Raw genomic sequence first — 24943 nt, 5'->3', positions numbered from 1 at the left:
CCCCTGCGTTTCGTCCTCTGAATGCGGTAGTTCGTCGGCGAACTACCGCATTCAGAGGACGAAATGCGTCAGGGGACGCGGTGACCGGCCCAGTAGGGGTCGCGGAGCTTGCGCTTGTAGAGCTTTCCGTTCGGGTCGCGCGGGAGTTCGGGCAAGTAGTCGACGGAACGCGGGAGTTTGAACTTCGCGAGACGCGACGCCGCGTACTCGAGGATCTCCGCGGTCAACTCCTCGGAGGGCTCGACACCGTCCGCGGGCTGGACGACGGCCTTGATCGCCTCACCCCAGTCCTCGTGCGGGACGCCGAACACCGCGACGTCGGCAATCTTCGGGTGCATCACCAGTTCGCCCTCGATCTCCGCCGGGTAGATGTTGACCCCGCCCGAGATGATCAGGTCCGCCTTGCGGTCGTGCAGGAAGAGGTAGCCGTCCTCGTCGAGATGCCCGACGTCGCCGAGGGTGAACAGGTCCCCGACCCGCGCCTTGTCCGTCTTGGCCCGGTCCTTGTGGTACTCGAACTTCGAGTCGCCCATCTTCATGTACACCGTGCCGGTCTCGCCGGCGGGCAGTTCCGTGCCCTCGTCGTCGAGGATCTTGATCGTCGAACCCGGCCACGGCAGCCCGACCGAACCCGGCTTCTTGAGCCATTCCTCCCCCGAGATCGCCGTCCCGCCGCCTTCGGTGGCCGCGTAGTACTCGGTGACGACCGGGCCCCACCAGTCGAGCATCCGGCGTTTGACCTCAAGCGGACAGGGCGCGGCGCCGTGGATCATCACGCGCAGCGAACCCAGGTCGTAGGCCGCGCGGACGTCGTCCGGCAGCGCGAGCAGACGGCGGAACTGCGTCGGGACCATGTGGCTGTGCGTGACGCGATGCCGCTCGATCAGCCGCAGCATGTCCTCGGCGTCCCAGCGGTCCATCAGCACCGCGGTATGCCCCAGCTGCAGGGAAATCGCGACGAAGTTCAGTACCGCCGTGTGATAGAGCGGCGACCCGCACAGGTGCACGTGGTCGTCGTGCGGCGCGAGCCCGAAGATACCGAAGAACCACGTCGACGCGCCCGGGACGGAGTCGGGGTCGGCGCCGGTCAGTGGCCGCCGGACACCCTTGGGCCGCCCCGTGGTTCCCGACGTGTAGAGCATCGGCGAGCCCGCCGTGCGCCGCTCCGGACGTCCGTCGCCCTCGCCGGAGCCGAGTTCCTCGATCCGGCGGAAGCCCTCGACGTCGCCGACGGCGAACCGCCCGCGCTCCGGGATGCCCGCCTCGTCCGCGGCCGCGATCGCGACGTCGGCGAAGCGTTCGTGCGCGAGGAAAGCCTTGGCACCGCTGTCAGAGAGGATGTAGGCGACCTCCGGCCCGACAAGATGCCAGTTGACCACCACGATGTACAGGCCGGACTGGATGGCGGCGAAATAGGCCGCGACGAGTTCGTCGCCGTTGGGCTGCAGGACGACGACCACGTCACCGGCTTCGAGCCCGAGGGCTTGCAGCCCCCGCGCGTAAGCGTTCGCTTTCGCGGCGAGCTCTCCGTATCCGATCGAGCGGCCGTCCGGATCGACGAGTGCGACCCGCTCCGGCTCCTGCGCGGCGATGTTCCAGACCCCTAGTGTCCCGGTGGCAGTCGGCATACTCGCAAATCTAGAACGCGTTCCACTCAAGAGCAACCGTCAGCGAGGCCCAGATGAGCCGTCTTGCCGGAAAATCGAGAACGTGTTTCACTCAGAATGTGAGCGCACCTGAACTCCCGCTGTCGGCCCCGCTCAACGTGGGTTTCGACTACACGCGTTCGGTCGGCCCGGTGCTCGGCCGGTTCGTCAACGCCCTGCGCGAGCGCCGAGTCGAAGGCGTCCGGGGCAGCGACGGCCGCGTCCACGTGCCGCCGCTGGAATACGATCCCGTGACCGCCGAGGCGCTGTCCGAATTCGTGCCGGTGGCTTCCGAGGGCGTGATCGTCTCCTGGTCCTGGATCGCCGAACCCGTCGACGGCCAGCCGTTGTCGCGGCCGTTCGCGTGGGCGCTGATCCGGCTCGACGGCGCCGACAGCTCGATCCTGCACGCGGTCGACGCCGGCTCTCCCGCGAGTGTCCACACCGGACAACGGGTCCGGATCCGCTGGGCGGACGAGACCGTCGGCCACATCCGCGACATCGCCTACTTCGTCCCCGCCGACGGCCCCGGCACAGAAGCCACCGAGGCGCCTCCGCCGGTCGCGAAACGCGAAGAGGGCGCGCCGGTCAGCGTGGTGATCACACCGATCCACCTGCGCTACGAACATTCCGCGTCACCGGAGGAAAGCCGGTACCTGCGCGGGCTCGCCGAGGGAAAACTGATCGGCCAGCGCTGCCCGTCCTGCGAGAAGGTCTACATCCCGCCGCGTGGCGCCTGCCCGACCGACGGCATCCCGACCACCGATGAGGTCGAACTGCCCGACACCGGCATCGTCACGACGTTCTGCATCGTGAACGTGCCGTTCCTCGGCCAGAAGATCAAACCGCCCTACGTGGCCGCGTACATCCTGCTCGACGGCGCGGACATCGCGTTCCTGCATCTGGTCCTCGGCTGCGACGCCGCCGACGTCCGGATGGGCATGCGGGTCCGGGCCGCCTGGAAACCGCGGGACGAATGGTGGACGTCGCTGGAGAACATCGGCCATTTCGAGCCGACCGGCGAGCCCGACGCACCGTACGAATCCTTCGCCCACCATCTGTGAGGACCACAGTGCCAGATGTAGCAGTCGTGGGCTTCGCGCAGGCCCCCAACGTCCGCAGCACCCCGGGCACCACCAACGGCGTGGAAATGCTGGTGCCGATCTTCGCCGAGGTCTTCGAGCGGACCGGTCTGTCCAAAGAGGACATCGGGTTCTGGTGCTCGGGTTCGTCGGACTACCTCGCCGGCCGCGCGTTCTCGTTCATCGCCGCGGTCGACGCCATCGGCGCCTTCCCGCCGATCCACGAATCGCACGTCGAGATGGACGCCGCCTGGGCGTTGTACGAGGCTTGGCTGAAGATCCGGATGGGCGAGGTCGACACGGCGCTCGTCTACGGCTTCGGCAAGTCTTCCGCCGGGCAACTGCGCCGGGTGCTGGCCCTGCAAATGGACCCGTACGTCGTCGCGCCGCTCTGGCCGGACTCGGTGAGCGTCGCCGGGATCCAGGCGAGGCTGGGGCTCGAATCCGGCCTTTGGTCCGAAAAGGATCTCGCCGAGGTCGCCGCGCGCAGCCGCGCGGACGCCGCCGGGAACCCGGCCGCGCAGCTCTCCGGAACGGTCGAGGTCGCCGAGCTCCTGGACGCCCCTTACTTCGCGGATCCCTTGCGGGCCCACGACATCGCTCCCATCACCGACGGCGCCGCCGTGCTCGTGCTCGCGTCGGCCGAGCGGGCCGCGGACCTCGTCGACAGCCCGGCGGTGATCACCGGGATCGAACACCGCGTCGACTCCCCCGCGCTCGGCGTCCGAGACCTCACCAAGTCGCCTTCGACGGCGGCCGCCGGGCGGGCGCTCGACCTCGACGGCGTCGAAGTCGCGGAACTGCACGCGCCGTTCACGCATCAGGAACTGATCCTGCGCGACGCGCTGGGCCTCGGCGACCAGGTGCGGATCAACCCCTCCGGCGGCGTCCTGACCGGCAATCCGATGTTCTCGGCGGGGCTGGCGCGGATCGGCGAGGCGGCGAACCGCATCCTCGACGGCAGCGCGCGCAAGACCCTCGCCCACGCGACCAGCGGCCCCGTCCTCCAGCAGAACCTGGTCGCGACCTTGGAGGTCCTTTCGTGAAGCACCTCGCCGCCGTACTGGGAACCGGCCAGACCCACCACAAGGCCAAACGCACCGACGTGTCCATGCCCGGTCTGCTCCGGGAGGCCATCGACCGGGCGATGCTCGACGCCCGGACCGGCTGGGACGACATCGACGCCGTCGTCCTCGGCAAGGCGCCGGATCTGTTCGAGGGCGTGATGATGCCCGAACTGTTCCTCGCCGACGCGCTCGGCGCGACCGGGAAACCGTTGCTGCGCGTGCACACCGCCGGTTCGGTCGGCGGCTCGACCGCGCTCGTCGCGGCGTCGCTCGTGCAGGCAGGCGTGCACAAGCGGGTGCTGACCGTGGCCTTCGAGAAGCAGTCCGAATCGAACGCCATGTGGGGCCTGTCGATCCTGCCGCCGTTCCAGATGCCGGTGGGCGCCGGGGCGGGCGGCTACTTCGCACCGCACGTGCGCTCGTACATCCGGCGGTCCGGCGCGCCCGACCACGTCGGCGCGATCGTCGCGGCCAAGGATCGCCGCAACGGCGCCCTCAATCCGTACGCCCATCTGCGGCAGTCCGACATCACGGTGGAGTCGGTGCAGGCGTCGCAGATGCTGTGGGACCCGATCCGCTACGACGAGACCTGCCCGTCTTCGGACGGCGCCTGCGCGATGGTGATCGGAGACGAAGCCTCGGGCGACGCAGTTCCCGGTGGCGCGGCGTGGATCCACGCGACCGCGATGCGCACCGAGCCGACCACGTTCGCCGGACGGGACCAGGTGAACCCTCAGGCGGGCCGGGACGCCGCCGCCGCGTTGTGGCGGGACGCGGGCATCACCGACCCGCTGTCCGAAGTGGACGCCGCGGAGATCTATGTGCCGTTCTCGTGGTTCGAGCCGATGTGGCTGGAGAACCTGGGGTTCACCGACGAGGGCCAGGGCTGGAAGCTCACCGAAGCCGGCGAAACCGCGCTCGGCGGACGCCTGCCGGTCAACCCTTCGGGCGGCGTGCTCTCGTCGAACCCGATCGGGGCTTCCGGGATGCTCCGGTTCTCCGAAGCGGCCAAGCAGGTGATGGGCCGGGCCGGGGACTACCAGGTCGACGGCGCGCGGATCGCGCTCGGGCACGCGTACGGCGGCGGATCGCAGTTCTTCTCGATGTGGGTGGTGGGATCGGCCAAGCCGAGCTGAGCGGGCTTCAGCCGACCTTGGCTTTCTCGACCTTTCCGCGCTTGGCATACAGGCGGATTCTGTTCGGCCGGTGGTCCAGTGTCACGGCTCCGTGTCCTTCCAGATCCACGACCTGGATCTGGAAGCCGTCGGCCTCGCATTTCGCCCGTGCCTCGTCCACCCGCGTACCCACGAGTTCGGACAGCGCGAACGCCGGTACTCGTTCATCGAACATCCGGAATTCTCCTTCGGTCAGGGGCGCCGGCGCGGCCGGAGGCGCTGCGCGGCCAGGGTCGCGACCACCCCGGTCACCGCGCCCACCAGCACCGGCTTGAGCCCGTGCCGGTCAGGCGCCGCCACCACGGGCCGGACCACGACGGGCGGGGGCGGCCGCACGGGGTCCGGCGGAGCGTCGCGCGCGGTCGCCGTCCAGGCTGTCACGAACACCAGCATCCGGGCCACCAGCGAGATGAAGAAGATCAGACCGATGATGGAGCCGAACGCGACCCCGGTCGGCGAGTTCCCGATCAAGCGCAGGTAGATCCCACCGGCCTGCTTCAGCAGTTCGAAACCCAGTGCCAGCGCGACGGCACCGCGCATCGCGCTACGGACCCCGACCGGTTTCCGCGGCAGCCGGGTGAGCACCCAGAGGAAGACGAGCCAGTTGGCCAGCAGCGCCAACGGAATCGAGATCGCCGACAGCACGTTGTGCCCCCAGGCGGTGTCGTCCACCCCAGCCAGCCCCAGCAGATACCGGCCGAGCGCCGACCCGGAAATGGTGATGGCGAACGAGACCAGCAGCGCGCTGGCGAGGCCGAGCAGCGCGAGCAGGTCCGCGGCGATCGTGCGCAGCAGCGGGAGATCCGACCGGTTCTGACCCCACATCGCGGTCAGCGCGTCGCGTAGCGAGTTCATCCAGTTCCAGCCGGAGTACAACCCGATGATCAGACCGATGACCCCGACGCTGGTGCGCTGCTCCACGAACCCGGTGAGCAGCTCCCCGGCCTTGTCACCGAGTCCCCCGGGCAGGGTGCCGGTGATCGCGCCCAGCATCGACTCGAGCAGCTGCGGCTGGCTCGCCAGCACGAAACCGGCCACCGACACCGCGACCATGAGGATGGGCACCAGCGAGAACAGGCTGAAGTAGGTGATCGACGCGACGTAGTGGTAACCGGCGTACTCGATGTAGCGGTTCACCGCCCGGGCCACGTGGTCCAGCCAGCGGTAGCGGGCACGCAGCCGCTGCCATTTCGTCGGTGCTTGTTTCTCCCTCACACGCCCATGTCTACCTCAGAGCCTGTTGGCGGAGCTGAAGGCTCACCTCAAAAGCGGCCGAACGCGTGAACCCGCCCCGGCCGAAGGCCCCGCTATCGCGGTGGCAGGGCACCCGTTCACCCATCGTGACGTGACCACCCAGCCGTGCCCTGCCGACGTCGATCGCGGACGCGGGTTCACCACCAGACACTCAGCGAGGTCACGGCTCGTGGTCAACACGCGATCAAGCGAGCGCGATCAGCTCCGAGCCGTCGTCCTCCGGCAGCGACGGGCCCGCGGTCGCCAGCACGGTGTTGCCGAGAAAGTCCAGCTCACAGCCGAGGGTGGAGAGGAACGCGGTGTCGGCGGCGTCCCGCCCGGTCGCGATCCGGCACAGGCTCTGCCTCGGCGCGAGGCCGGTGGCGTCGAACACGTACCAGCGGCCGTCGATCGCGGCCTCGAACACTGCGTGGAAGTCCATTGGGGACAGTCCGGGCGCGTAGACCGCCGCGAACCGGGCGGGGATGTCGAGCACGCGGCACAGCGAGATGCAGACGTGCGCGTAGTCGCGGCAAACCCCTTCCCCGGCGAGGTAGGTGTCGACGGCGTCATCGGTCGGCGAGCCAGAACCGACCACATAGGACAGGTGCTCGCGCACATGCCGGACGATCGCCTCCACCTTGGCGCGCGCGCCGGGCAAACCACCGAAGCGGGACAACGCGAGCCCGCCCATCCGGTCCGAGGGGCAGTACCGGCTGGGCCTGGTGTAGCGGATCAGATCGTCTTGGCCGACCGGCTCGGCGTCGGCCGGATCGAGTGCGCGTTCGGCCCGGTATCGCACGACGTGCTCCCCGGACGGCAGGTCGACGACCTGAGCACGGGTCCGGTGTTCGAACGCCACCTGGCGCGGCGGCGCGGGGTAGGCGAACTCCTCCTGAGCGGCCCCGCCCGCGAGCGCGACCACGAACGCGGCGGGGCCGGATTTCGTGACCCGGAAGGACATTTCGACATCGACCTGAACGTGGGGACCCATGGCCCCATGGTGCCCCACGGGGTCGCGTCCGGCCGATCAGGTCAGGCGTAGCGGACCTGGTAGTGCTTGATCCCGTTGAGCCAGCTCGACCGGAGCCGGTCCGGCGGGGAGACTTCGGCGATGTCCGGCATGACATCGGCGATGGCGTTGAAGATCAGGTCGATCTCCAGCCGCGCGAGGTTGGCGCCGATGCAGTAGTGCGAACCCGTGCCGCCGAAGCCGACGTGCGGGTTGTCCTCGCGGAGGATGTCGAACTTCTCCGGCTCGTCGAAATGGTCCGGGTCGAAGTTCGCGGAACTGTAGAACATCCCGACCCGGTCGCCCTTGCGGATGTGCTGCCCGCCGAGTTCGGTGTCCCGGGTCGCGGTGCGCTGGAAGGCGACCACCGGAGTGGCCCAGCGGACGATCTCGTCCGGGGCGGTCTTCGGCCGCTCCTTCTTGTACAGCTCCCATTGATCGGGGTGATCGAGGAACGCCTTCATCCCGTGGGTGATCGCGTTGCGCGTGGTCTCGTTGCCCGCGACGGCGAGCAGGATGACGAAGAACCCGAACTCGTCAGAGGCCAGCGACTCGCCGTCGACGTCGGCCTGTACCAGCTTCGTGACGATGTCGTCCATCGGGCACTTGCGCCGTTCTTCGGCCATGTTCCAGGCGTAACCGACGATCTCCGCGGACGCGGCCAGCGGTTCGACTTCGTACTCGGGGTCGTCGTAGGCGACCATCTGGTTGGACCAGTCGAAGACCTTGAGCCGGTCTTCCTGCGGGATGCCGATCAGTTCGGCGATGGCCTGCAAGGGAAGTTCGCACGCGACGTCGACGACGAAATCGCCGGAGCCCTTCTTCTTTGCCTCGCTGACGATGCGCTCCGCGCGATCACGCAGGGTGTCCTCGAGCTTCGCGATCGACCTCGGCGTGAAGCCCTTCGACACGATCCGCCGCAGCTTCGTGTGCTGCGGGGCGTCCATGTTGAGCAGGACCAGACGGTTGGCTTCGAGACTGTCGTCGGTCATGTTCTCGTCGAACCGGATGATCGCGGTCTTCTCCCGGGAGGAGAACAGCTCGCTGTCCCTCGACACCGCCTTGACGTCTTCGAGCCGGCTGACCACCCAATAGCCGTCGTCGCGGAAGCCCGCGGTGTTGTGCGGCTGCGGGTTCCACCAGACCGGTGCCGTGCGGCGGAGTTCGGCGAACTCCTCCAGAGGCAGCCTGGTGGCGTAAAGATCCGGATCGGTGAAATCGAAACCGGCGGGGATCAGGGGAGCGGCCACGGGCTACCTCCTACGCGGTTCGCCAATGAAACACGTTCTAGAGCCGATTGAAGCATACGGTGTTTACCAAGTGAAGAGTTTCAGTGAAACCTGTTAACTCGGCTGCCGCGGATCGCGCGACCGCAGCATGGAGCAGGAACGGCGACCAGTGATCAAAATCGAGACGATCCTGCGGCGACTTGCCCAAATCAAGAACGTGTTCTACTTTTTGAGGTAGTGAACAGTGTTTCCCAGGAGGCGAACGTGGGTAGTCCGGTGATCGTCGAGGCGGTCCGCACCCCTATCGGCAAGCGCAGGGGTCACCTCGCGGGGCTGCACGCCGCCGAGATCCTCGGCGCGGCACAGCGCGCCCTGCTCGAACGCGCGGGACTGGATCCCGCGCTGGTCGAGCAGGCCATCGGCGGCGCCGTGACCCAGGCCGGCGAGCAGGCGGGCAACGTCACGCGCACCGCGTGGCTGCACGCCGGGCTTCCCGAGACCACGGGCGCGACCACCATCGACGCCCAGTGCGGCTCGGCGCAGCAGGCGACGCACCTGATCGCCGGGCTCATCGCGGCCGGTGCCATCGACGCCGGCGTCTCCTGCGGAGTCGAGGCGATGAGCCGCGTCCCGCTGGGTGCGAACCGCGGCGAGGGCATCGGCACACCCCGTCCGGAGTCGTGGTCGATCGACATGCCCAACCAGTACGACGCGGCCGAGCGGATCGCGGAACGCCGCGGGATCACCCGCCACGACGTCGACCGGTTCGGCACCGAGTCCCAGGCCAAGGCCGCCGCCGCGTGGGCCGCGGGCCATTTCGACCGCGAGGTCGTCGCGGTGAAGGCCCCCGTGCTCGGCGAAGACGGCGCGCCGACCGGCGAGACACGGCTGGTGTCCCGCGACCAAGGACTCCGTGAGACGACCGTCGAAGGCCTCGCCAGGCTCAAGCCCGTCCTCGAAGGCGGCGTGCACACGGCCGGGACTTCGTCGCAGATCTCCGACGGCGCGGCCGCGCTCCTCCTGATGGACTCGGACCGGGCCAAGGCACTGGGCCTCAAGCCGCGAGCGCGGATCGTCTCGCAGGCGTTGGTCGGCGCGGAACCGTACTACCATCTCGACGGCCCTGTGCAGGCGACCGAACGTGTCCTGGCCAAGGCGGGGATGTCGATCGGCGACCTCGACCTCTTCGAAGTCAACGAGGCGTTCGCTTCGGTTGTGTTGTCGTGGCAGCGGGTGCACCGGCCCGACGAGGACAAGGTCAACGTGAACGGTGGCGCGATCGCGCTCGGGCATCCCGTCGGCAGCACCGGCGCCCGCCTGCTGACCACGGCGTTGCACGAACTGGAACGCCGGGACGCGAGCACCGCGCTGGTGACGATGTGCGCCGGCGGCGCGCTTTCCACCGGCACGATCATCGAACGGATCTAGCCCAAGCCGACCTCGACCACCGGACCGTTGTCCGGCCTCGCGAGCCGTTTGCTCCCCTGACCCTCCTTCCAGAAGTCGAAATAGATGGTGTCGCCCTCGACCCAGGTCAGCACCGCCTCGGTGAGGTCGAGCCGGAAGACGTGCGCCTCCCCGTCATCGCCCTGCAGGCGGGCGACCTCCGCCGGATCGGTGATCTCGACGGCCTTTCCCGACACCTTCGCGTCCGCGCCGCCCTCGTCGATCGCCGAGGCGGCGTGGATCGCGAACCTGCCGTCGCGCCGCAGGTCTTTCGCCTTCATCGCGCCGATCAACGAACCGATCAGCAGGTCCCGCTCACGGAAATCGACCTCACTGCCGCTGACCCGGGGCGAGCCGTCCCGCCGGACCGTCGCCAGCACATGCGACTTCGCCGCGGTGAACCGCTCTTTGATCTTCCCCGCCAGCGCGGGTGCCTCTTCACTGAACTGCTGCCACGTCGCCATGCGGAACAGCGTCCCACCGGGGTCCGACACTTTCGAGCGATCAGGGCCGCGGCGCCCCCATCGGGTTCGGCAGCGGAATCGCCCCGGCGTCGAAGATGCGGCGGCTCAGCGGGACGGCGATCCGCACGGTTCCGGCGACCCCGTCCTCGCCGAGTGCTTCGAGCGGGCCGGCGGCGAGACGGTCGGTCTCGTCCTCGATCCGTTGGCGCAGCGCGATTCCCAGGCCGGTGAGCCTCAGATCGCTGTCGAGGATGCCCCGTTCGGACAACCGCGCGACGCTCTCGTCCCACTCGTCGTCGGACCAGCCGCGGTTGATCTGGACGACCTCGCGGGTCACCGCTCCGCTGCCGATATGGGTCAGCGTGGTGTCGAGCCCGCGCAGCCCGGCGGCGACGGCGGAGAGCACATGACCGTCCCCGCGATGCTCGCGCAACACCGTCGCCGCGAGCCACACCCGGCCGGCCGCCGTGGCGGGCCTGGTGACCGAGGACCAGGCGGCGGCAAGCGGCCTGGCCGCGTAGTCGGCACCGGCGACGGCCTTTTCCAGGAGGTCGGCGAGCTCAGCGAAAGGCGCGTCGGCGGGCAAGATCCGGTTCAGGGCTTCCTCGACGGCGTCCATCCGGCTCCGGAGCACGGCCGCGGGCTCCGCGTATTTCCACGCGTCGGGCAAGGACCGCGCGACCATTCTCGGGGCGAACCCGAAGAGCATCGCGGTCGCGGGCGGTTCCGGCAGCGGCCCGAGCGGCGCGACCCGGCCGGCGAAGTAGCCCATCCACCAGCTCGGCAGGCCCACCGCTTTGGCCGCGGCCGCCGTTTCCGGGGCGAAGTAGACGACGGCGTGCAGCGGCTCGACCGCTTCCCAGAGACGGCGCTGAAGTGACTTCACGGCTCCATCTTGCCGTGGCGAAAACCGGATGCGGCCGAGCGCGGCGTGGTGTGTGATCACGGCATGGCGATCACCGTGGAGAAGCCGGGACCCGACGGACTGCCCGAGGCCGTGGACGCGCTGCGGGAGTGGCAAGCCGAGGGCGTGGCCTGGCAGCTGCATCCCGGTGACCTCGGCTGGTTCTGGCGCTCGGGGGCGGAGGCGACGGCCGCGGCGGTCCGGATCTGGCGCCGGGACGGGCGGATTCTCGCCGTCGGGCTCCTGGACGGGGCCGATCTGCTGCGCCTGACGACCGCACCCGGCGTCCGCCGGGACGAAGACCTGGCGCGGCGGATGACCGAAGACATCGTCGCGCCGGAACGCGGTGTGCTGCCGGTGGGGAAGGTGGCCGTCGAGGCCCCGATGGACGCGCTGCTCCAGGACGTCCTGCCCGAGCACGGCTGGCGCGCCGACGAACCGTGGACCCCGCTGCGCCGCGATCTCACCGAACCGGTGAAGGCCCCGGACCTGCGGATCGAGACCATCGGGCCGGACGAGTGCCACGTATGGGCCGACGTGATGCGAGGGGCGTTCGACGGTTCGAAGTTCACCCCCGAGAAGTGGCGCACGATGGCGGCGAGTGCGCCGTACGCCGATGGCCGGTGCCTGGTCGGGTACGACGAGCGGGGCGACGCCGTCGCGGCGGTCGCGGTGTGGTCGGCAGGTCCGGGTAAGCCCGGGATACTCGAGCCGATGGGCGTGCACCGGGACCATCGCGGGCATGGTCATGGCAGGGCGATCACCGTCGCCGCGGCGGCCGCGCTCCGGGAGTTCGGCTCGTCGAGCGCGGGCGTGAACACGCCGAGTTCCAACGTCGCCGCCGTCGCGACGTACGAATCGGGTGGGTTCCAGCGGCTTCCCGAGGTCCGGGACCTGGCACGGGACGCCTCGTGAGTGGCAAGGACGGTTGAGACTGTCCGTGAAGGCCTCCTTGCCTACCCTCAGGGTTGGTAAGGAGGCCTTCACTAACTGCCGACCGGGTCTTAGGCACCAGCGGCGGTTAGAACGGTCTTTACCACTCACGAGACAGGACCGAAACCCTAAGCCCCGTAAACGGGTTCAGGCACCGGAGCCTCCGCCAGCAGCTCCGCCACCACCGGGCCGAGTTCACCCGGCGACCACCGGGAACCCTTGTCCCGTACCGCGCCGTGCCGCCAGCCCTGCGCGATCGAGACGCGTCCGCCGTCGACCTCGAACACCCGGCCGGTGACCCCGGACGATTCCTCGCTGCCGAGCCACACCACCAGCGGCGACACGTTTTCCGGTGCCATGGCGTCGAAACCGTCCTCCGGCGCGGCCATGTCGTCGGCGAAGGCGACTTCGGTCATCCGGGTGCGGGCGGCCGGGGCGATCGCGTTCACGGTGACGCCGTAGCGCGCGAATTCGGTGGCGGCGACCAGCGTGAGCCCCAGGATCCCGGACTTCGCGGCCGCGTAGTTCCCCTGTCCGACGCTGCCGAGCAGACCCGCGCCCGAACTGGTGTTGATCACCCGTGCGGCCCGCGTCCGGCCTGCCTTCGCCTCGGCTCGCCAGTACTCGGCGGCGTGCCGCGTCGGCGCGAAATGCCCTTTCAGGTGGACGCGGATGACCGCGTCCCATTCGTCCTCGCCGAGGTTCACCAGCATCCGGTCGCGCAGGAAACCCGCGTTGTTGACCAGGACGTCCAGCCCGCCGAAGGTTTCGACGGCCGTCCGCACCAGCGCCGCGGCGCCGTCCCACGAGGCGATGTCGTCGGTGTTCGCGACCGCTTTGCCGCCGAGCGCCTCGATCTCGTCGACGACGTCCTGCGCCGGCCCGGCCGATCCTCCGCTTCCGTCGATCCCGGCGCCGAGGTCGTTCACCACCACCCGCGCGCCCTCGGCGGCGAACGCGAGCGCGTGCGCCCGCCCGATGCCACGACCGGCTCCGGTCACCACCACGATCCGGCCGTCGGCGATCCCGCTCACACCGGCTCCTTTCGTTCTTTCACCAGGGAATTGGAAGCGGCGAGGAAGGCAGGCACCTCTCCCCCGCCGTGTACGGTCAGGCAGGCGCCGCTGACGTAGGAAGCCAGCGAAGAAGCAAGGAACACCGCGCAGGAACCGATCTCGTCCGGGTCGGCCAACCGTCCTAACGGGACAGTCGCGCCCACCGCGGCGAGACCCGCCTCGTCGCCGTAGTGCAGATACGAGTGCTCCGTCCGCACCATGCCGACGTCGAGCCCGTTGACCCGCACCTTCGGCGCCCACTCGACGGCGAGCGACGCGGTCAGGTTGTCGAGTCCCGCTTTCGCCGCGCCGTAGGACGCCGTGCCCGGCGACGGTCTCGTCGCGCTGACGCTGCTGATGTTCACGATGACGCCGCCGCTTTCCTGCTGCTGCATGATCGCGTTCGCCGCACGGGCGACATTCAACGGTGCCAGCAGGTTCAGCGCGACGATCTTTTCGTGGAACCGCGGCGACGCGTTCGCCGCCTCGGCGTACGGCGCGCCGCCCGCGTTGTTGACCACGACGTCGAGCCCGCCGTGCCGCCGGACGACCTCTTCGACGAGCGCGTCGACCTCTTTCGGGTCGCGGACGTCGCAGGAGATGAACGTCGACGCCCTGTCCCCGGCGCGGACGGGCCGCTCGGGTTCGGTGCGCGCACAGGTGACCACTTCGGCTCCGGCGCGCAGAAAAGTCCTGGTGACACCGGCGCCGACGCCGCGTACCCCGCCGGTCACCAGCACCACGGCGCCGTCGAGCCGGAGTTCGAGTGCCATGCCGGGCCTCCTTCACGTCGCTGTACCCAGGCCGGACGTCCTGCTAACGTACCAAGCAAGTGCTAGGTTTGGTAGCGGCGAAGGGTGCACGATGGCCATTTCCACCCACTCACCGGAGCCCGGCATCGCCGTGGTCACGGTCGACGCGCCCCCGGTGAACGCGCTGAGCGTGAAGGGATGGTTCGCCCTCGCCTCCGCCGTCACCGACGCCGGACGCGATCCGGCGACCCACGTGGTGGTGCTGCGCGCGGAGGGCCGCGGGTTCAACGCCGGGGTCGACATCAAGGAGATCCAGCGCGACCCGGGGTACGGCGCGCTGATCGGCGCGAACGAGGGCTGCGCGGCGGCGTTCTCCGCCGTGTACGACTGCGCCGTCCCGGTGATCGCCGCGGTGCAGGGCTTCTGCCTCGGCGGCGGGGTCGGCCTGGTCGGCAACGCGGACGTGGTGATCGCCAGTGAGGACGCGACCTTCGGGCTCCCGGAGGTCGATCGCGGCGCGCTGGGCGCGGCGACCCATCTCGCGCGTCTGGTCCCCCAGCATCTGATGCGGGCCTTGTACTACACGGCTTCGACGATCACCGCGGCTCAGTTGCACCACCACGGTTCGGTCTACGCCGTCGTCCCGCGAGAGGAACTCGACGAAACCGCGCTCGGCGTCGCGCGGCAGATCGCGGCGAAGGACACCCGCGTGATCCGCGCCGCGAAACAGGCCATCAACGGCATCGACGTCCAGCCCGTGCACCGCAGCTACCGCTTCGAGCAGGGATTCACCTTCGAACTCAACCTGGCGGGCGTGTCGGACGGCGCGCGCCAGGAGTTCTTGGACGGTAAGGGGAAGTGATGGCCGACAAGCGGATGACGCCGGACGAGATCGCCGCCGAGCTGAAGGACGGCATGACGATCGGGATCGGCGGCTGGGGTTCGCGGCGCAAGCCCATGGCGCTGGTGCGCGCGATCCTGCGTTCTCCGGTCAAGGATCTCACCGTGGTCTCCTACGGCGGCCCGGACGTCGGCCTGCTGGCGTCGGCGGGCAAGATCAAGCATCTCGTCTTCGGCTTCGTCACGCTGGACTCGATCCCCTACGACCCGTGGTTCTCCCGGGCGCGGGAATCCGGGTCGATCACCGTCACGGAATACGACGAAGGCGTTTTCGGCACCGGGCTTTCCGCTGCCGCGCAACGGCTTCCATTCCTTCCGACGCGGGCGGGCCTCGGCTCCGGCGTGATGGATCTGAACCCGTCGTTGCGCACCGTCCGCTCGCCGTACGACGATGCCGAAGAGCTGCTGGCCGTGCCCGCGTTGAGGCTCGATGCGGCCTTCGTCCACCTCAACCGCGCCGACGCCCGGGGCAACGCGCAGTACCTCGGGCCCGATCCGTACTTCGACGAAATGTTCGCCCTCGCCGCCGAAAAATGTTACGTGTCCACGGAAAAGATCGTGGAGACGGCCGAACTCACCGAAGCCGGGCCGGTGCAGAGCCTGCTGCTGAGCCGGATGCTCGTCACCGGGGTGGCCGAGACGCCGAACGGCGCGCATTTCACCACCGCCGTCCCGGACTACGGGCGCGACGAACGTTTCCAGCGTCACTACGCCGAAGCGGCCAAGGATCTCGACACGTGGCCCGAATTCGTCGACAGGTTCCTGTCCGGCGACGAGGCGCACTACCAGAAGGCCGTCGCCGAATTCGGGGAGTCCGCATGAGTGACATCAGTCGTGCCGAAGTGGCCGTCGTGGCCTGTGCTGAACTGTTCCGCAGCGACGGCGAAATCGTGGTGAGCCCCATGGGTTTCATCCCGTCGCTGGGCGCCCGGCTCGCCAGGCTGACGTTCGAGCCGGACATCCTGCTGTCCGACGGCGAGGCGTACCTGATGACCCCGGACGCCGTCGTCGAAGGCTGGCAACCGTTCCGCAAGGTCCTCGACACCGTGGTACCGCGCGGAAAACGGCATGTGGTGATGGGTGCCAACCAGATCGACGGCGAGGGCAACCAGAACATCTCGGTGATCGGCGACCATTCCCAGCCCAAGAAACAACTTCTCGGCGTGCGCGGCGGACCGGGAAACACGGCCAACCACCGGACGAGTTACTGGGTCCCGCGGCACAGCAAGCGGGTCTTCGTCGATCAGGTCGACGTCGTGTCCGGCGTCGGCTACGCCAGGGCACGCGAGGCAGGGCTGCGGCACCACGACGTCCACCGCGTCGTCACCAACCTCGGCGTCCTCGATTTCGGCGGCGAAGACCACGCGCCAAGGCTGCTTTCCGTGCATCCGGGCGTTTCGGTGGACGAGGTCGTCGAGGCGACGTCGTTCCCGCTGATCACCGACGGAGTCACCAAGTCCCGGCTGCCGACCGAGACCGAACTGCTCCTGATCCGCACCAGCCTGGATCCGAAGTCTCTGCGAGACAAGGAAGTTCCGTCATGAAGACGGCACTGACCGAACTGGCCGGGATCCGGCACCCGATCGTGCAGACCGGGATGGGCTGGGTCGCCGGGCCGCGGCTGGTGTCCGCGACGGCGGAAGCGGGCGGCCTCGGCATCCTCGCGTCCGCGACGATGACCTACGACGAACTGGCGGCGGCGATCAAGGAGGTCAAGAGCCGCACGTCCGAACCGTTCGGGGTCAACCTCCGCGCGGACGCCGACGATGCCGCGCGCCGGGTCGAACTGCTCATCAGCGAAGAGGTTCGCGTCGCGTCCTTCGCGCTCGCGCCGAAGAAGGACATGATCGCGCGGCTCAAGGACAACGGCGTCCTCGTCGTGCCTTCGGTCGGCGCGGCCAGGCACGCGGAGAAGGTCGCGGGCTGGGGTGCCGACGCCGTCATCGTGCAGGGTGGTGAGGGCGGCGGGCACACCGGCGGGGTCGCGACGACGCTGCTGCTGCCGTCGGTGCTGGACGCGGTCGATATCCCAGTGGTCGCGGCCGGCGGCTTCTTCGACGGCCGGGGGCTGGCCGCCGCGCTCGCCTACGGGGCGGCTGGGGTCGCCATGGGCACCCGGTTCCTCCTGACGAGGGAAAGCACCGTCCCGGAGGAGATCAAGCAGGCGTACCTCGCCCATGATCTCAACGGCACCGTCGTCACCCGGAAGGTGGACGGGATGCCGCATCGCGTGCTCCGGACGGAACTGGTCGACGCGCTCGAGTCCGCCGGTCCGGTGAGCGGCCTCGCCCGCGCCGCCCGCAACGCCGCGAAGTTCCGGAAGCTGACCGGGCTGTCGTGGCGCTCGCTGGCCACCGAGGGGCTGCGGATGAAACGCGGCGGCGACCGGACCTGGTCGCAGGTCCTGATGGCCGCCAACACGCCGATGCTGTTGCGAGCCGGGCTCGTCGAGGGCGATCGGAGCGCCGGGGTACTGGCGTCCGGGCAGGTCGTCGGCCTGCTCGGCGACCTGCCCGCGGTCGGCGACCTGATCGAGACGATCGTCGCCGACGCAACCGGCATCCTGCGGCGGCTGGCCTCGGAGTGAAGGTCCGGGCACGCTGTGCTTGACTTCGGCCATGATCTCGGAGAGTCGTTGTCCGGTCGAGGACGGTGAGCTGTACGTCCGCAGCACCGGCGAAGGGCCGCTTCTGCTCCTGATCGCGGGCGGGCTGGGCTCGGCGGACACCTTCCGGGCGATGACGAAGCTGCTCGCGGACGACTACACCGTCGTCACCTACGACCGGCGCGGTCACTTCCGCAGCACGGACACCAGCACCGGCCCGGTCAGCGTGCCGAAGCAGGCCGACGACGCCCACGCGGTGCTCCAGCACGTCGGGGGTGCCCCCGCGAGCGTGTTCGGCACCAGCGCGGGCGCCATGATCGGTCTCGACCTCGTGGCCCGTTACCCGGACGCGGCGACCGTGCTGGTCGCGCACGAACCGCCGGCCATCCAGCTGCTGCCCGACGCGCTCGGCTGGCTCGACGAAGCCAACGCGCAGGTCCGGCTCGCGCAAGCGGGCGACCTGATGGGGGCGTTCAAGCGGTTCACCGACGGTATCGCCGGCGCCGCGCTGCCCGAACTGCGCGCGATCCGGCTGCCGAACGAGGAGGACTGGAAGCGGCTGTTCGGCCGCGAACTGGCCGAAATCCTCGACTACCTTCCCGATCTGCGGGCACTGCGGCGGAGCAGGACCGAGATCGTCCCCGTCGCCGGTGTCGGCAGCCGAGGGCACTACCACTACCAGCCCGCGAAGATCCTCGCGCTCGAACTGGGGTTGCCGTTCACGGAGGTGCCCGGCGCGCATCTTGCGCCCCAGCGGAATCCCGCCCAGTTCACCGAAGCGCTGCGCGATCTGCTCGAGGCCTGAAGCGGCGGGGTCGGGGTGGTCGTGAGTGGCGATTCGGGTTCTGCACTGGCTGGGACAACCGACTACAGTCGGCAGAGCGTCTACCAGCGAGGATACGGCCATGAGCGCACCAGCACCGAGGAAGCGTCGGAGGTTCAAGAAGCAGACCAGTGAGCGGCCGCCCGTCGTCCCGTTCGACCCCGTGGACGACGCGGCGGTCTGCTACTCCCGTGAGTCGCACTACACGGACGAGAGCACGTCCAGCGTGGTCCAGCGCGACACCACGCACCGGTGGACGTCGGCCTACGGGATTCCGGTGGTGGAGACGGTCGAGGACTTGCACGTGTCGGGTGACCTGGAGCCGCACAAGCGGGCGGGGCTCAAGCAGTGGCTGTCCGACGCACCGCCGCAACCGTGGAAGACGCTGGTGGTGTCGAAGCTTGACCGGCTGGTCCGCAATGTCATGGACGCCTTAACCTGCTGGAGTGGCTGCGGGCACGCGGTAAGCGCCTGATCGCCATCGCGGAAGGGATCGACTCCAGCAACTCCATGGCCGAATTCATGATCACGCTGATTGCGGCGTTCGCCCGCATGGAGCGTGAACGGATGCGTGAGCGGTTCCGCTCCGCCAAGGCATCCCTGAAGGAACAGGGCCGTTGGAGTGGCGAGAGTCACCTGTACGGCACGATGCCGGTGGAATTGCCAGGCGGCGGTGGCTGGATTCTCGGGCTGGACCCGTACGCGGTCAAGATCCTGCACTCCCTCTCCACGCTGGTGCGGGCGGAAAAGAAGGGGCTCACCGACCTGTGCAAGTGGCTGACGGCTAACAAGGTCGTCACTCCGCGAGACAGGCAAGCGCAGTTGACGGCGGAACGACGGGGTGAAGACCCGGCCACGGTGGAACTCAAGGGCTATCAATGGCAGGGCGGCACGCTCGCCGCTTTGCTGGTGAATCCGGAGCTTGTCGAACTCGGTATTTTCGAGCCCGCCGAACAGGCGGAGATAGCCGCCGTGCTGGACGGGAAGTCGCGCCGGAAGGAACGCGGCAGCAACCGGCCGTACCCGTTCTCGGGTGTCCTGGTGTGCCCGGAGTGCTGGGAGCCCTTGTGGCACCGTATCGCAGGCGACACGCGGACCCGTGCGAACGGGACCAAGGTCAGCTATGAGTACCGGTACTGGAAGTGCCCGACGGCTAAGCATGGCCCGTCCATCCGTGCGGAAGACGTCGAACCGTTTGCCGAGAGGTCTTTCTACGTACTCTTTTCTATGGTCCCGGTCCGCGAACGGATCGTGTTGCCGCCGACGAATCACGCTAACGAAATCGCGAAGCTGGAACGGGAACACGCGCGGCTCATGGCGAAGGTGGCGCGGGCAGTGTCGACGAGTGACCGCCAACGGATCATGGACGACGGGAACAAGATCCTGAAGGATATCGACACACTTCGGGCGTTGCCGATTGATCCCGGGGGTGTGCAGTGGGTGCCGACGGACCGGACGTGGCGGGAAGAACTGGAAACACTGACACCGGAAGAACGGCGTCTCCGGTGGCTTGACTTGGGTTTTGGATTCGCGGCACAGAAACGACCTGATGGAAAACTGGTGATGGGATGGCTCCTGCCGGACGGATGGGAAGAATCCATGCCAGAACTAGCCAAGTTCAAAAACAAGTTCGTCACTGAAACCGGGATGATCGAAATCACGGATCAACTCGACCCGGAGAAGTAGGTTCGGCCTTCAGGATGCTCCCCGTCTCATTCACAACATGAACCGTGAGTCCCCTCGGCCATAAGGGTCGAGGGGGCTCACGGTTGAGGCGGATCGTGTCCTCCGTCGCGTTGACAGCCAGCGCCGGATGACGACCGACCCGAGGCATGAAAGGCGGGAAACGCCATGAGCCCGCTGCGCAGAGGGACTGTTGCTGCCCTGGCGGCCCCGTGTGCAACACGTCCCCGCCCCACGGGGCCAACTTGGTCCCACGGGTAGTCGTGCGAACCGAAGCTTGCCTGTAGTCTGTTCTTCGGGCATAACGCACTCTGACGTAGGGATTCATATGACGACAAAGAAGACTATCTTTCTGGTAATTGTTCTAGTTGCACTCGCCGTCATAGTAGGCCTGCTTTGGTATTATGTTTGGCGCGAACCGCCACCTAGAAGGGTCTTCGTGTGATGCCGCTTGATTAGGCTCACTAGTCAAGCGGCATCGTTAGAGATGACTCATCTCAATCAGGGCTTTACCAGCACCTCAGCGCGGGAATAGTCGTAGCCTGCCCTACTGAGCAATCGTGACGAATATAGCCCGGATTGCTCCTTATTGCAGTCAACCTCACAAAGTATCCAAGAGGAGACGCCCGCCACAATTCCACTCCGGCTGCTCGGCGAGTAGTTTAGCAGCCATGGGCCACCGCTCGCACCGGCGCCCATTCGACACTCGTCCACGTAATGGAATCGGTCGATATCTTTCACCGGCACAGTGGCGGCAGGTGCCGTGCAACGCCACTGGTATTTACCGTTAAATCGGGGACTGGGTTGAAACGGGTAGCCCACTACGTCGATTTGCCCACTGAGGGATTCATGGCCGAAGCTGATGCCATTCGAACCCGTATGGTCCTGAATTCCGCTACCGTCAGAGAGTAATGGTATCAGCACAAACGCCCAGTCGCATGCCGCTGATTCATCATTGTAGCACTGCGACATGTAAATACCCCATGCCGACCAAGCGCCGTACGGGTACCTCCCATTGTCTTCCTGGGGGACATAAACTACGCCGGTAATACCTGGATCCGTGAGACAATGGTTGGCGGTGAGCACCGTTCCACGATTGCTTGCCGTCACAAGAGCGCCACTGCAGTTGTAGGCCATTGTGTCGCCCTTGAACATGTAGAGCTTGCCAGCAGTTGGTGACGGATAGACGGCATCCCAGGTTGCCTGGGTTGTAGCTCCGCCGCCAGTAATTGGCACGGGTGGAGCAATGGACGGCTTCATGGGTGGAACGTTTAAGTTCAGAGGAGAGTCATTTGCAGAACTCTTCCCGCTAGGTTCGGTCGAGCGGATAAACCCAGGCTCTGGGATGATTTTGACAGATTCTAGGTATGCCTTCTTGTCGTCAGTCGACCACTCGTTGAATTTATTGAAATCCTTTGACTTCCCGTTGACTTGCACGTCCTTGGGTGTCGACGATTCGAAGGTTCTCAGGTTTGGTCCGGATCCCTTTCTGGAATCATCGATCGATGTTCCGGAAACTTCGGAAGACTTGACTTGCTGACCGCTCATCGCAGAAGCGGATGTTGTCGAAATGGCCAGTAATGCAATTGCTGCAAGCAATGCAGGCAAGAGTGCACGACGTTCGTAATGTCTTCGCAATTTTCCTCCCGTTAGCCAGTTGGCACGATAGCGGGGGCAAATTGATGGACCAATCAAACATTATATCCCCCTCGCGCCGATCATGGGCGCTTCGATCAGGACGTTAGTAGTGCATCCCGGTGTCGACCTAGATCCAATCGGGTGAATTGAGGTGACTTCCGAACCGCCTGAGAACATCAGTTGCCAACAATTTCGTAGTTTGTTGCGATATCTCCCACTGAATCAGCAAACGCGGGCTGCCCGAAATTCACATTTAAGCTTGCGCCTTACCAGTTCGCGAAGTCAGCACGTCGTATACCACGTTGATCCTGTCGGCCAGCTCCGCGAAGTCGGAGCCCTCGACCAGTACCCACGCCGCGCCCTCTGGCGTGATCTTGAGCATCACCCGCCCAAGGTCGGGACGACCCGCCAGCGGCAACGCGGGGGCGTCCACGGCCCTGTCAGCGCCCTGTGCGGAGGTGCCCTGTCCGTCGTGCCGGGGTGAGTCGGTGTCCGGCTGGTCACCGTCCTGCGGGCCATCGGCGGGGTCACGGTCCGGAGTGTCTGGTCGGTGGCCTCCGCCGTTGCGGCCGTCCTCGATTTCGTGGCGGTGGTCATGGCTGCTGCCTTTCAGGCGATGGTCTGCGGTGCGCGGCCGTGGGGAGGCTTCGGGAGTGGTGCCGATTCGATCACCAGTGGGGCCGCAACGGACCGGATCCGCTGATGTGGCAGGAGATCGTTCAGGCGACGTGCGAGGACGAGGACGTGCCGGTCGCGTTCATCACCATCCCGCGCCGAGACCTGACGGTGGTAGTGAATCCGCGCATGCAGCCGTCGTTCGATCAGGTGCGCGAGTCGGTGGACGCGATGCTGCGGCACCGGTTCACCGGCCGCCCGATCCCGTCGGAGATGGTCGCCAAAACCGGCTCGGAGAACCCGTTGGCCGCCGACCGCGCCCGGCACCGGCTCCGCCCCTGATGACCTACCAGCACGACCGAGAGACCGAGGGATGACCGACCGTCAACCGACCATGGCCGAACGCCAGGCGGCCGCCGCAGCACTAGACGCCCTGAACAACGGAGACATGAAGCGTGCGGCGATGTTCGACAAGCTTCTAGAGATGACGATCGAGGACAACGACAAGGCCGCCGAGAACACGCAGGAGTAGCCGTTTCCACGTTCATGCTGCCGTTAAAGTCACCGCGCCCGTTGTGGTCACGCGCGGGAACTAGCGGAATCCAAGGTGGGGAGCGGCCACTAACGATCCTGCTGCGATGAAGCACCTGCGGCGAGCATGAGCACCAGAGTCGAGCCGCCCACCCCTAGAGGCGCGCAAGAGGTGGGCGGCTCCTCGTACGTGGGCGCTGCCGGGGCTAGGCGGTACACTGTTGTTGGTTGACTCAGACGGTGGCTAACCCGAATCGCCACTCACGACCACCTGTACCGAAGGGCCACCCGGTCACGGCATCAGCGGCAGTTTCCCGACCAGCTTGTCGATCCGGTTGCGCGGGCCGACGATGCCGATGGCGCAGAAGTCCATCTCCTCGGTCGGGATCTCCTTCATCGTCGCGAGGAAATCGGTGTAGACGCGGATCTGCTGGGCGACGGCGGGCATGTCGGCGACGTGGCAGCCCGGCGAGGCCGCGGCCTTGGTCCGGATGGCCCGGAGTTGCGCGGCGTCGGCCGCCAGCACCGAGCAGCCGGTCCACGGCAGGCCCGAGTAGTGCTCGCCGTTCGCGTCGACCGCTTCGTCCCCCAGCAGCCCGGTCACCGACTTCGCCGTGGCGACGGCGGTGCAGACGGCCGCGTTCGCCGCCCGGCCCGGCGGCAGCTCGCTGTTGACCACGATGACCCACTTCAACCGGGCCGACCGGGTGGACGCGGTCAGGTCGATTTCGTCGGGGGTGAATCCGATGGCCGTACCGTGCTCGGACATTCAGCTGATCTCCTGCTCACTTCAACGGATGAACAAGGTCAAGCTAAGAGGACATACGAGTACAGTCCACCATGTTCGTACTTAATACGGCGAGAGGCGCGAGATGGCGCGATTGGACGAACTTGATAAGGCGATCCTGGCGCAATTGCAGTCGGACGCACGGAAGACCAACCGCGAAGTGGCCGCCGCGGTGGGCGTTTCGCCGACCACCGCGCTGGATCGCACCCGCGGGCTGCGGGAACGCGGCGTGATCCGCGGCGCGCTGCTGGACGTGGATCTGCCGTCGATCGGCCGCGGGGTGCAGGCGCTCATCGCGGTGCGCGTGCGCCCGCCCTCGCGGCGCAACATCGAAGGGTTCCGGAACTGGGTCAACGCGCTGCCCGACCTCGTCGGGCTCTACGTGACCACCGGGACCGAGGACTTCATCCTGCATGTCGCGGTGCCCGACAACGACAGCCTCTACGCCTTCGTGATCGACAAGCTGACCGAACGCCCCGAGGTGGCCGACGTGCGCACCTCCATGGTGTTCGAGCACAGCCGCCGCACCAGGATCACGCCGGTGGACCGGTGAGCCTCAGAGTTCGCGGATGACGCGGGCCGGGTTGCCCGCCGCGAACACCTTCGACGGCAGGTCACGCGTCCCCGAACAGTCGTAACGTCGAAGAGGTCAGCAAGACCCGCCCGGCTTCCCGTCGGGCGATCTGAAGGGACCTCCTCATGACTGCCACCTTCCGGCCCGTGTCCGCCGCTCCTGGCTACGACGGCACCGCCTCCACGCTTCTCGCGATCCTGGAAGACCTGGCGGGCAAGGGCCGCCAACTCCGGGAGGGCCCCTCCTACCGCCTCAAGACGGGTGCTGTCTTCGCCGTGGCTGAGTACGTCGCGGGAGAGTTCACCCGCGCTGGGGTCGAGGTTGAAGCTAACGGGGCCCTGAACGCCCTGACGGCGGCGGGACTGCTCGCGGTCCAACCCGAGGGTCGGAACACCGTCTACACGGTTACCGCCCGATGAACGCCTGTGAGAAGCCGGGCAAGGTCTGGTCGTCGTGCCTGGAGTACATGGCCGACGGCTGGATCACCCCCACCGACCTCTGTCCCGCGTGCACTCGGGCGTTCATGGCTGCCTTGGACGCCATCTCCGGCCCGCTGCCCTGGCACCGGGACTATCGGAAGCGGGGCGGCGAGTGATGGCGAAGACCACGAACCCCTTCCGCAACCCGTGGCGCGTCGTGTGGTCCCTGGTTGTCACCCCCGTGGCCGCCGGAGTCGCCGCGCTAGCCCTGGCCGTCCTCGGTGACAATGAATACGTCGTCAAGGGCTTCGCCGGCGTCGACCCGGCCACCGATCGAGTAATCGTTCAGGTGACCACCCGCTAACCGGCA

General features: G+C 67.5%; 27 protein-coding genes and 1 pseudogene. 17 read left to right on the top strand and 11 right to left on the bottom strand.

From position 1 onward, the window contains the following. Positions 1-68: 68 nt before the first annotated feature. Positions 69-1628 carry an acyl-CoA synthetase gene (locus tag AC069H_RS22495; protein ID WP_478233714.1) on the bottom strand — a complete coding sequence of 520 codons (1560 nt, stop codon included), beginning with the start codon at positions 1626-1628 and terminating at the stop codon, positions 69-71. Positions 1629-1681: 53 nt separating this feature from the next. On the opposite strand from AC069H_RS22495, the gene AC069H_RS22490 reads away from it, so the two are divergent. Genes AC069H_RS22490 through AC069H_RS22480 form a run of 3 tightly spaced genes read left to right on the top strand, consistent with a single transcriptional unit; the run spans position 1682 to position 4931 of the window. Next, positions 1682-2710 carry a Zn-ribbon domain-containing OB-fold protein gene (locus tag AC069H_RS22490; RefSeq protein ID WP_478233713.1) on the top strand — a complete coding sequence of 343 codons (1029 nt, stop codon included), beginning with the start codon at positions 1682-1684 and terminating at the stop codon, positions 2708-2710. Between the two features lie 8 nt (positions 2711-2718). Then, complete coding sequence (locus tag AC069H_RS22485; protein ID WP_340685172.1) at positions 2719-3774, top strand: thiolase domain-containing protein; 1056 nt, start codon at positions 2719-2721, stop codon at positions 3772-3774. Further along, complete coding sequence (locus AC069H_RS22480; RefSeq protein WP_478227783.1) at positions 3771-4931, top strand: thiolase domain-containing protein; 1161 nt, start codon at positions 3771-3773, stop codon at positions 4929-4931. The genes AC069H_RS22485 and AC069H_RS22480 overlap by 4 nt, the downstream gene beginning before the upstream one ends. Positions 4932-4938: 7 nt before the next feature. Here the strand turns inward: AC069H_RS22480 and AC069H_RS22475 are convergent, their stop codons facing one another. From AC069H_RS22475 to AC069H_RS22460, 4 genes are all read right to left on the bottom strand, one after another. Next, positions 4939-5145 carry a hypothetical protein gene (locus tag AC069H_RS22475; protein WP_478233712.1) on the bottom strand — a complete coding sequence of 69 codons (207 nt, stop codon included), beginning with the start codon at positions 5143-5145 and terminating at the stop codon, positions 4939-4941. 17 nt (positions 5146-5162) lie between these two features. Further along, positions 5163-6185: a YhjD/YihY/BrkB family envelope integrity protein gene (locus AC069H_RS22470; RefSeq protein ID WP_478233711.1), complete on the bottom strand. Its 1023-nt coding sequence runs from the start codon at positions 6183-6185 to the stop codon at positions 5163-5165. A 223-nt stretch (positions 6186-6408) separates the two neighbouring features. Further along, positions 6409-7197 carry a transglutaminase-like domain-containing protein gene (locus AC069H_RS22465; RefSeq protein WP_478233710.1) on the bottom strand — a complete coding sequence of 263 codons (789 nt, stop codon included), beginning with the start codon at positions 7195-7197 and terminating at the stop codon, positions 6409-6411. Between the two features lie 41 nt (positions 7198-7238). Continuing rightward, positions 7239-8465, bottom strand: coding sequence for a cytochrome P450 (locus AC069H_RS22460; protein WP_340685168.1), 1227 nt, complete (start codon positions 8463-8465; stop codon positions 7239-7241). A gap of 243 nt (positions 8466-8708) precedes the next feature. On the opposite strand from AC069H_RS22460, the gene AC069H_RS22455 reads away from it, so the two are divergent. After that, entirely contained in the window at positions 8709-9872 is a 1164-nt protein-coding gene (locus tag AC069H_RS22455) for a steroid 3-ketoacyl-CoA thiolase (RefSeq protein ID WP_478233709.1), read from the top strand. Here AC069H_RS22455 and AC069H_RS22450 read toward each other — a convergent pair. Both AC069H_RS22450 and AC069H_RS22445 read right to left on the bottom strand, forming a co-directional pair. Continuing rightward, on the bottom strand, positions 9869-10354 hold the full coding sequence (locus AC069H_RS22450) for a pyridoxamine 5'-phosphate oxidase family protein (protein ID WP_478233708.1): 486 nt from the start codon (positions 10352-10354) through the stop codon (positions 9869-9871). The genes AC069H_RS22455 and AC069H_RS22450 overlap by 4 nt on opposite strands. A 40-nt stretch (positions 10355-10394) precedes the next feature. Then, the gene (locus AC069H_RS22445; RefSeq protein ID WP_478233707.1) at positions 10395-11240 is read right to left on the bottom strand and encodes an SCO6745 family protein; all 846 of its coding nucleotides are present in this window, start codon (positions 11238-11240) and stop codon (positions 10395-10397) included. 63 nt (positions 11241-11303) lie between these two features. On the opposite strand from AC069H_RS22445, the gene AC069H_RS22440 reads away from it, so the two are divergent. After that, entirely contained in the window at positions 11304-12173 is an 870-nt protein-coding gene (locus tag AC069H_RS22440; protein WP_478233706.1) for a GNAT family N-acetyltransferase, read from the top strand. Positions 12174-12319: 146 nt separating this feature from the next. Here the strand turns inward: AC069H_RS22440 and AC069H_RS22435 are convergent, their stop codons facing one another. Then, positions 12320-13225: an SDR family oxidoreductase gene (locus AC069H_RS22435; RefSeq protein ID WP_478233705.1), complete on the bottom strand. Its 906-nt coding sequence runs from the start codon at positions 13223-13225 to the stop codon at positions 12320-12322. Continuing rightward, a complete protein-coding gene (locus AC069H_RS22430; protein ID WP_478227773.1) occupies positions 13222-14019 on the bottom strand; it encodes an SDR family oxidoreductase in 798 nt (265 codons plus the stop codon). Before AC069H_RS22430 ends, AC069H_RS22435 begins: the two co-directional genes overlap by 4 nt. A gap of 91 nt (positions 14020-14110) precedes the next feature. Between AC069H_RS22430 and AC069H_RS22425 the strand changes: the two genes are divergently transcribed. The 6 genes and pseudogenes from AC069H_RS22425 to AC069H_RS22400 all read left to right on the top strand — a co-directional run bounded on the left by AC069H_RS22425 (position 14111) and on the right by AC069H_RS22400 (position 20012). Next, the gene (locus tag AC069H_RS22425) at positions 14111-14860 is read left to right on the top strand and encodes an enoyl-CoA hydratase family protein (protein ID WP_478233704.1); all 750 of its coding nucleotides are present in this window, start codon (positions 14111-14113) and stop codon (positions 14858-14860) included. Further along, entirely contained in the window at positions 14860-15720 is an 861-nt protein-coding gene (locus AC069H_RS22420; protein ID WP_478233703.1) for a CoA transferase subunit A, read from the top strand. The genes AC069H_RS22425 and AC069H_RS22420 overlap by 1 nt, the downstream gene beginning before the upstream one ends. Then, a complete protein-coding gene (locus AC069H_RS22415; protein ID WP_478233702.1) occupies positions 15717-16442 on the top strand; it encodes a CoA-transferase subunit beta in 726 nt (241 codons plus the stop codon). Before AC069H_RS22420 ends, AC069H_RS22415 begins: the two co-directional genes overlap by 4 nt. After that, positions 16439-17485, top strand: coding sequence for an NAD(P)H-dependent flavin oxidoreductase (locus AC069H_RS22410; protein ID WP_478233701.1), 1047 nt, complete (start codon positions 16439-16441; stop codon positions 17483-17485). The genes AC069H_RS22415 and AC069H_RS22410 overlap by 4 nt, the downstream gene beginning before the upstream one ends. A gap of 31 nt (positions 17486-17516) precedes the next feature. Next, positions 17517-18308 (top strand): alpha/beta fold hydrolase, encoded by a 792-nt coding sequence (locus tag AC069H_RS22405; protein WP_478233700.1) that lies wholly within the window; start codon positions 17517-17519, stop codon positions 18306-18308. 100 nt (positions 18309-18408) lie between these two features. Next, positions 18409-20012: pseudogene (locus AC069H_RS22400) on the top strand (recombinase family protein). A 498-nt stretch (positions 20013-20510) separates the two neighbouring features. Here the strand turns inward: AC069H_RS22400 and AC069H_RS22395 are convergent. Continuing rightward, a complete protein-coding gene (locus AC069H_RS22395; RefSeq protein WP_478233699.1) occupies positions 20511-21617 on the bottom strand; it encodes a trypsin-like serine peptidase in 1107 nt (368 codons plus the stop codon). A gap of 666 nt (positions 21618-22283) precedes the next feature. Between AC069H_RS22395 and AC069H_RS22390 the strand changes: the two genes are divergently transcribed. Further along, positions 22284-22604: a hypothetical protein gene (locus AC069H_RS22390; RefSeq protein ID WP_478233698.1), complete on the top strand. Its 321-nt coding sequence runs from the start codon at positions 22284-22286 to the stop codon at positions 22602-22604. Between the two features lie 31 nt (positions 22605-22635). After that, the gene (locus AC069H_RS22385) at positions 22636-22794 is read left to right on the top strand and encodes a hypothetical protein (protein WP_478233697.1); all 159 of its coding nucleotides are present in this window, start codon (positions 22636-22638) and stop codon (positions 22792-22794) included. A gap of 291 nt (positions 22795-23085) precedes the next feature. Here the strand turns inward: AC069H_RS22385 and AC069H_RS22380 are convergent, their stop codons facing one another. Beyond that, the gene (locus AC069H_RS22380) at positions 23086-23562 is read right to left on the bottom strand and encodes a DUF2000 domain-containing protein (RefSeq protein WP_340685156.1); all 477 of its coding nucleotides are present in this window, start codon (positions 23560-23562) and stop codon (positions 23086-23088) included. Between the two features lie 103 nt (positions 23563-23665). Here AC069H_RS22380 and AC069H_RS22375 point away from each other — a divergent pair, with 103 nt between their 5' ends. The 4 genes from AC069H_RS22375 to AC069H_RS22360 all read left to right on the top strand — a co-directional run bounded on the left by AC069H_RS22375 (position 23666) and on the right by AC069H_RS22360 (position 24937). Then, positions 23666-24133 (top strand): Lrp/AsnC family transcriptional regulator, encoded by a 468-nt coding sequence (locus tag AC069H_RS22375; RefSeq protein WP_199745424.1) that lies wholly within the window; start codon positions 23666-23668, stop codon positions 24131-24133. A 146-nt stretch (positions 24134-24279) separates the two neighbouring features. Then, positions 24280-24573, top strand: a complete 294-nt coding sequence (locus AC069H_RS22370; RefSeq protein WP_478233696.1) for a hypothetical protein — start codon at positions 24280-24282, stop codon at positions 24571-24573. After that, entirely contained in the window at positions 24570-24749 is a 180-nt protein-coding gene (locus AC069H_RS22365) for a hypothetical protein (protein WP_478233695.1), read from the top strand. Before AC069H_RS22370 ends, AC069H_RS22365 begins: the two co-directional genes overlap by 4 nt. Next, entirely contained in the window at positions 24749-24937 is a 189-nt protein-coding gene (locus tag AC069H_RS22360) for a hypothetical protein (RefSeq protein WP_478233694.1), read from the top strand. Before AC069H_RS22365 ends, AC069H_RS22360 begins: the two co-directional genes overlap by 1 nt. Positions 24938-24943: the final 6 nt, after the last annotated feature.

Source organism: Amycolatopsis sp. NPDC043887, assembly GCF_056435665.1.
This window is presented reverse-complemented; position numbering and strand designations above follow the sequence as displayed.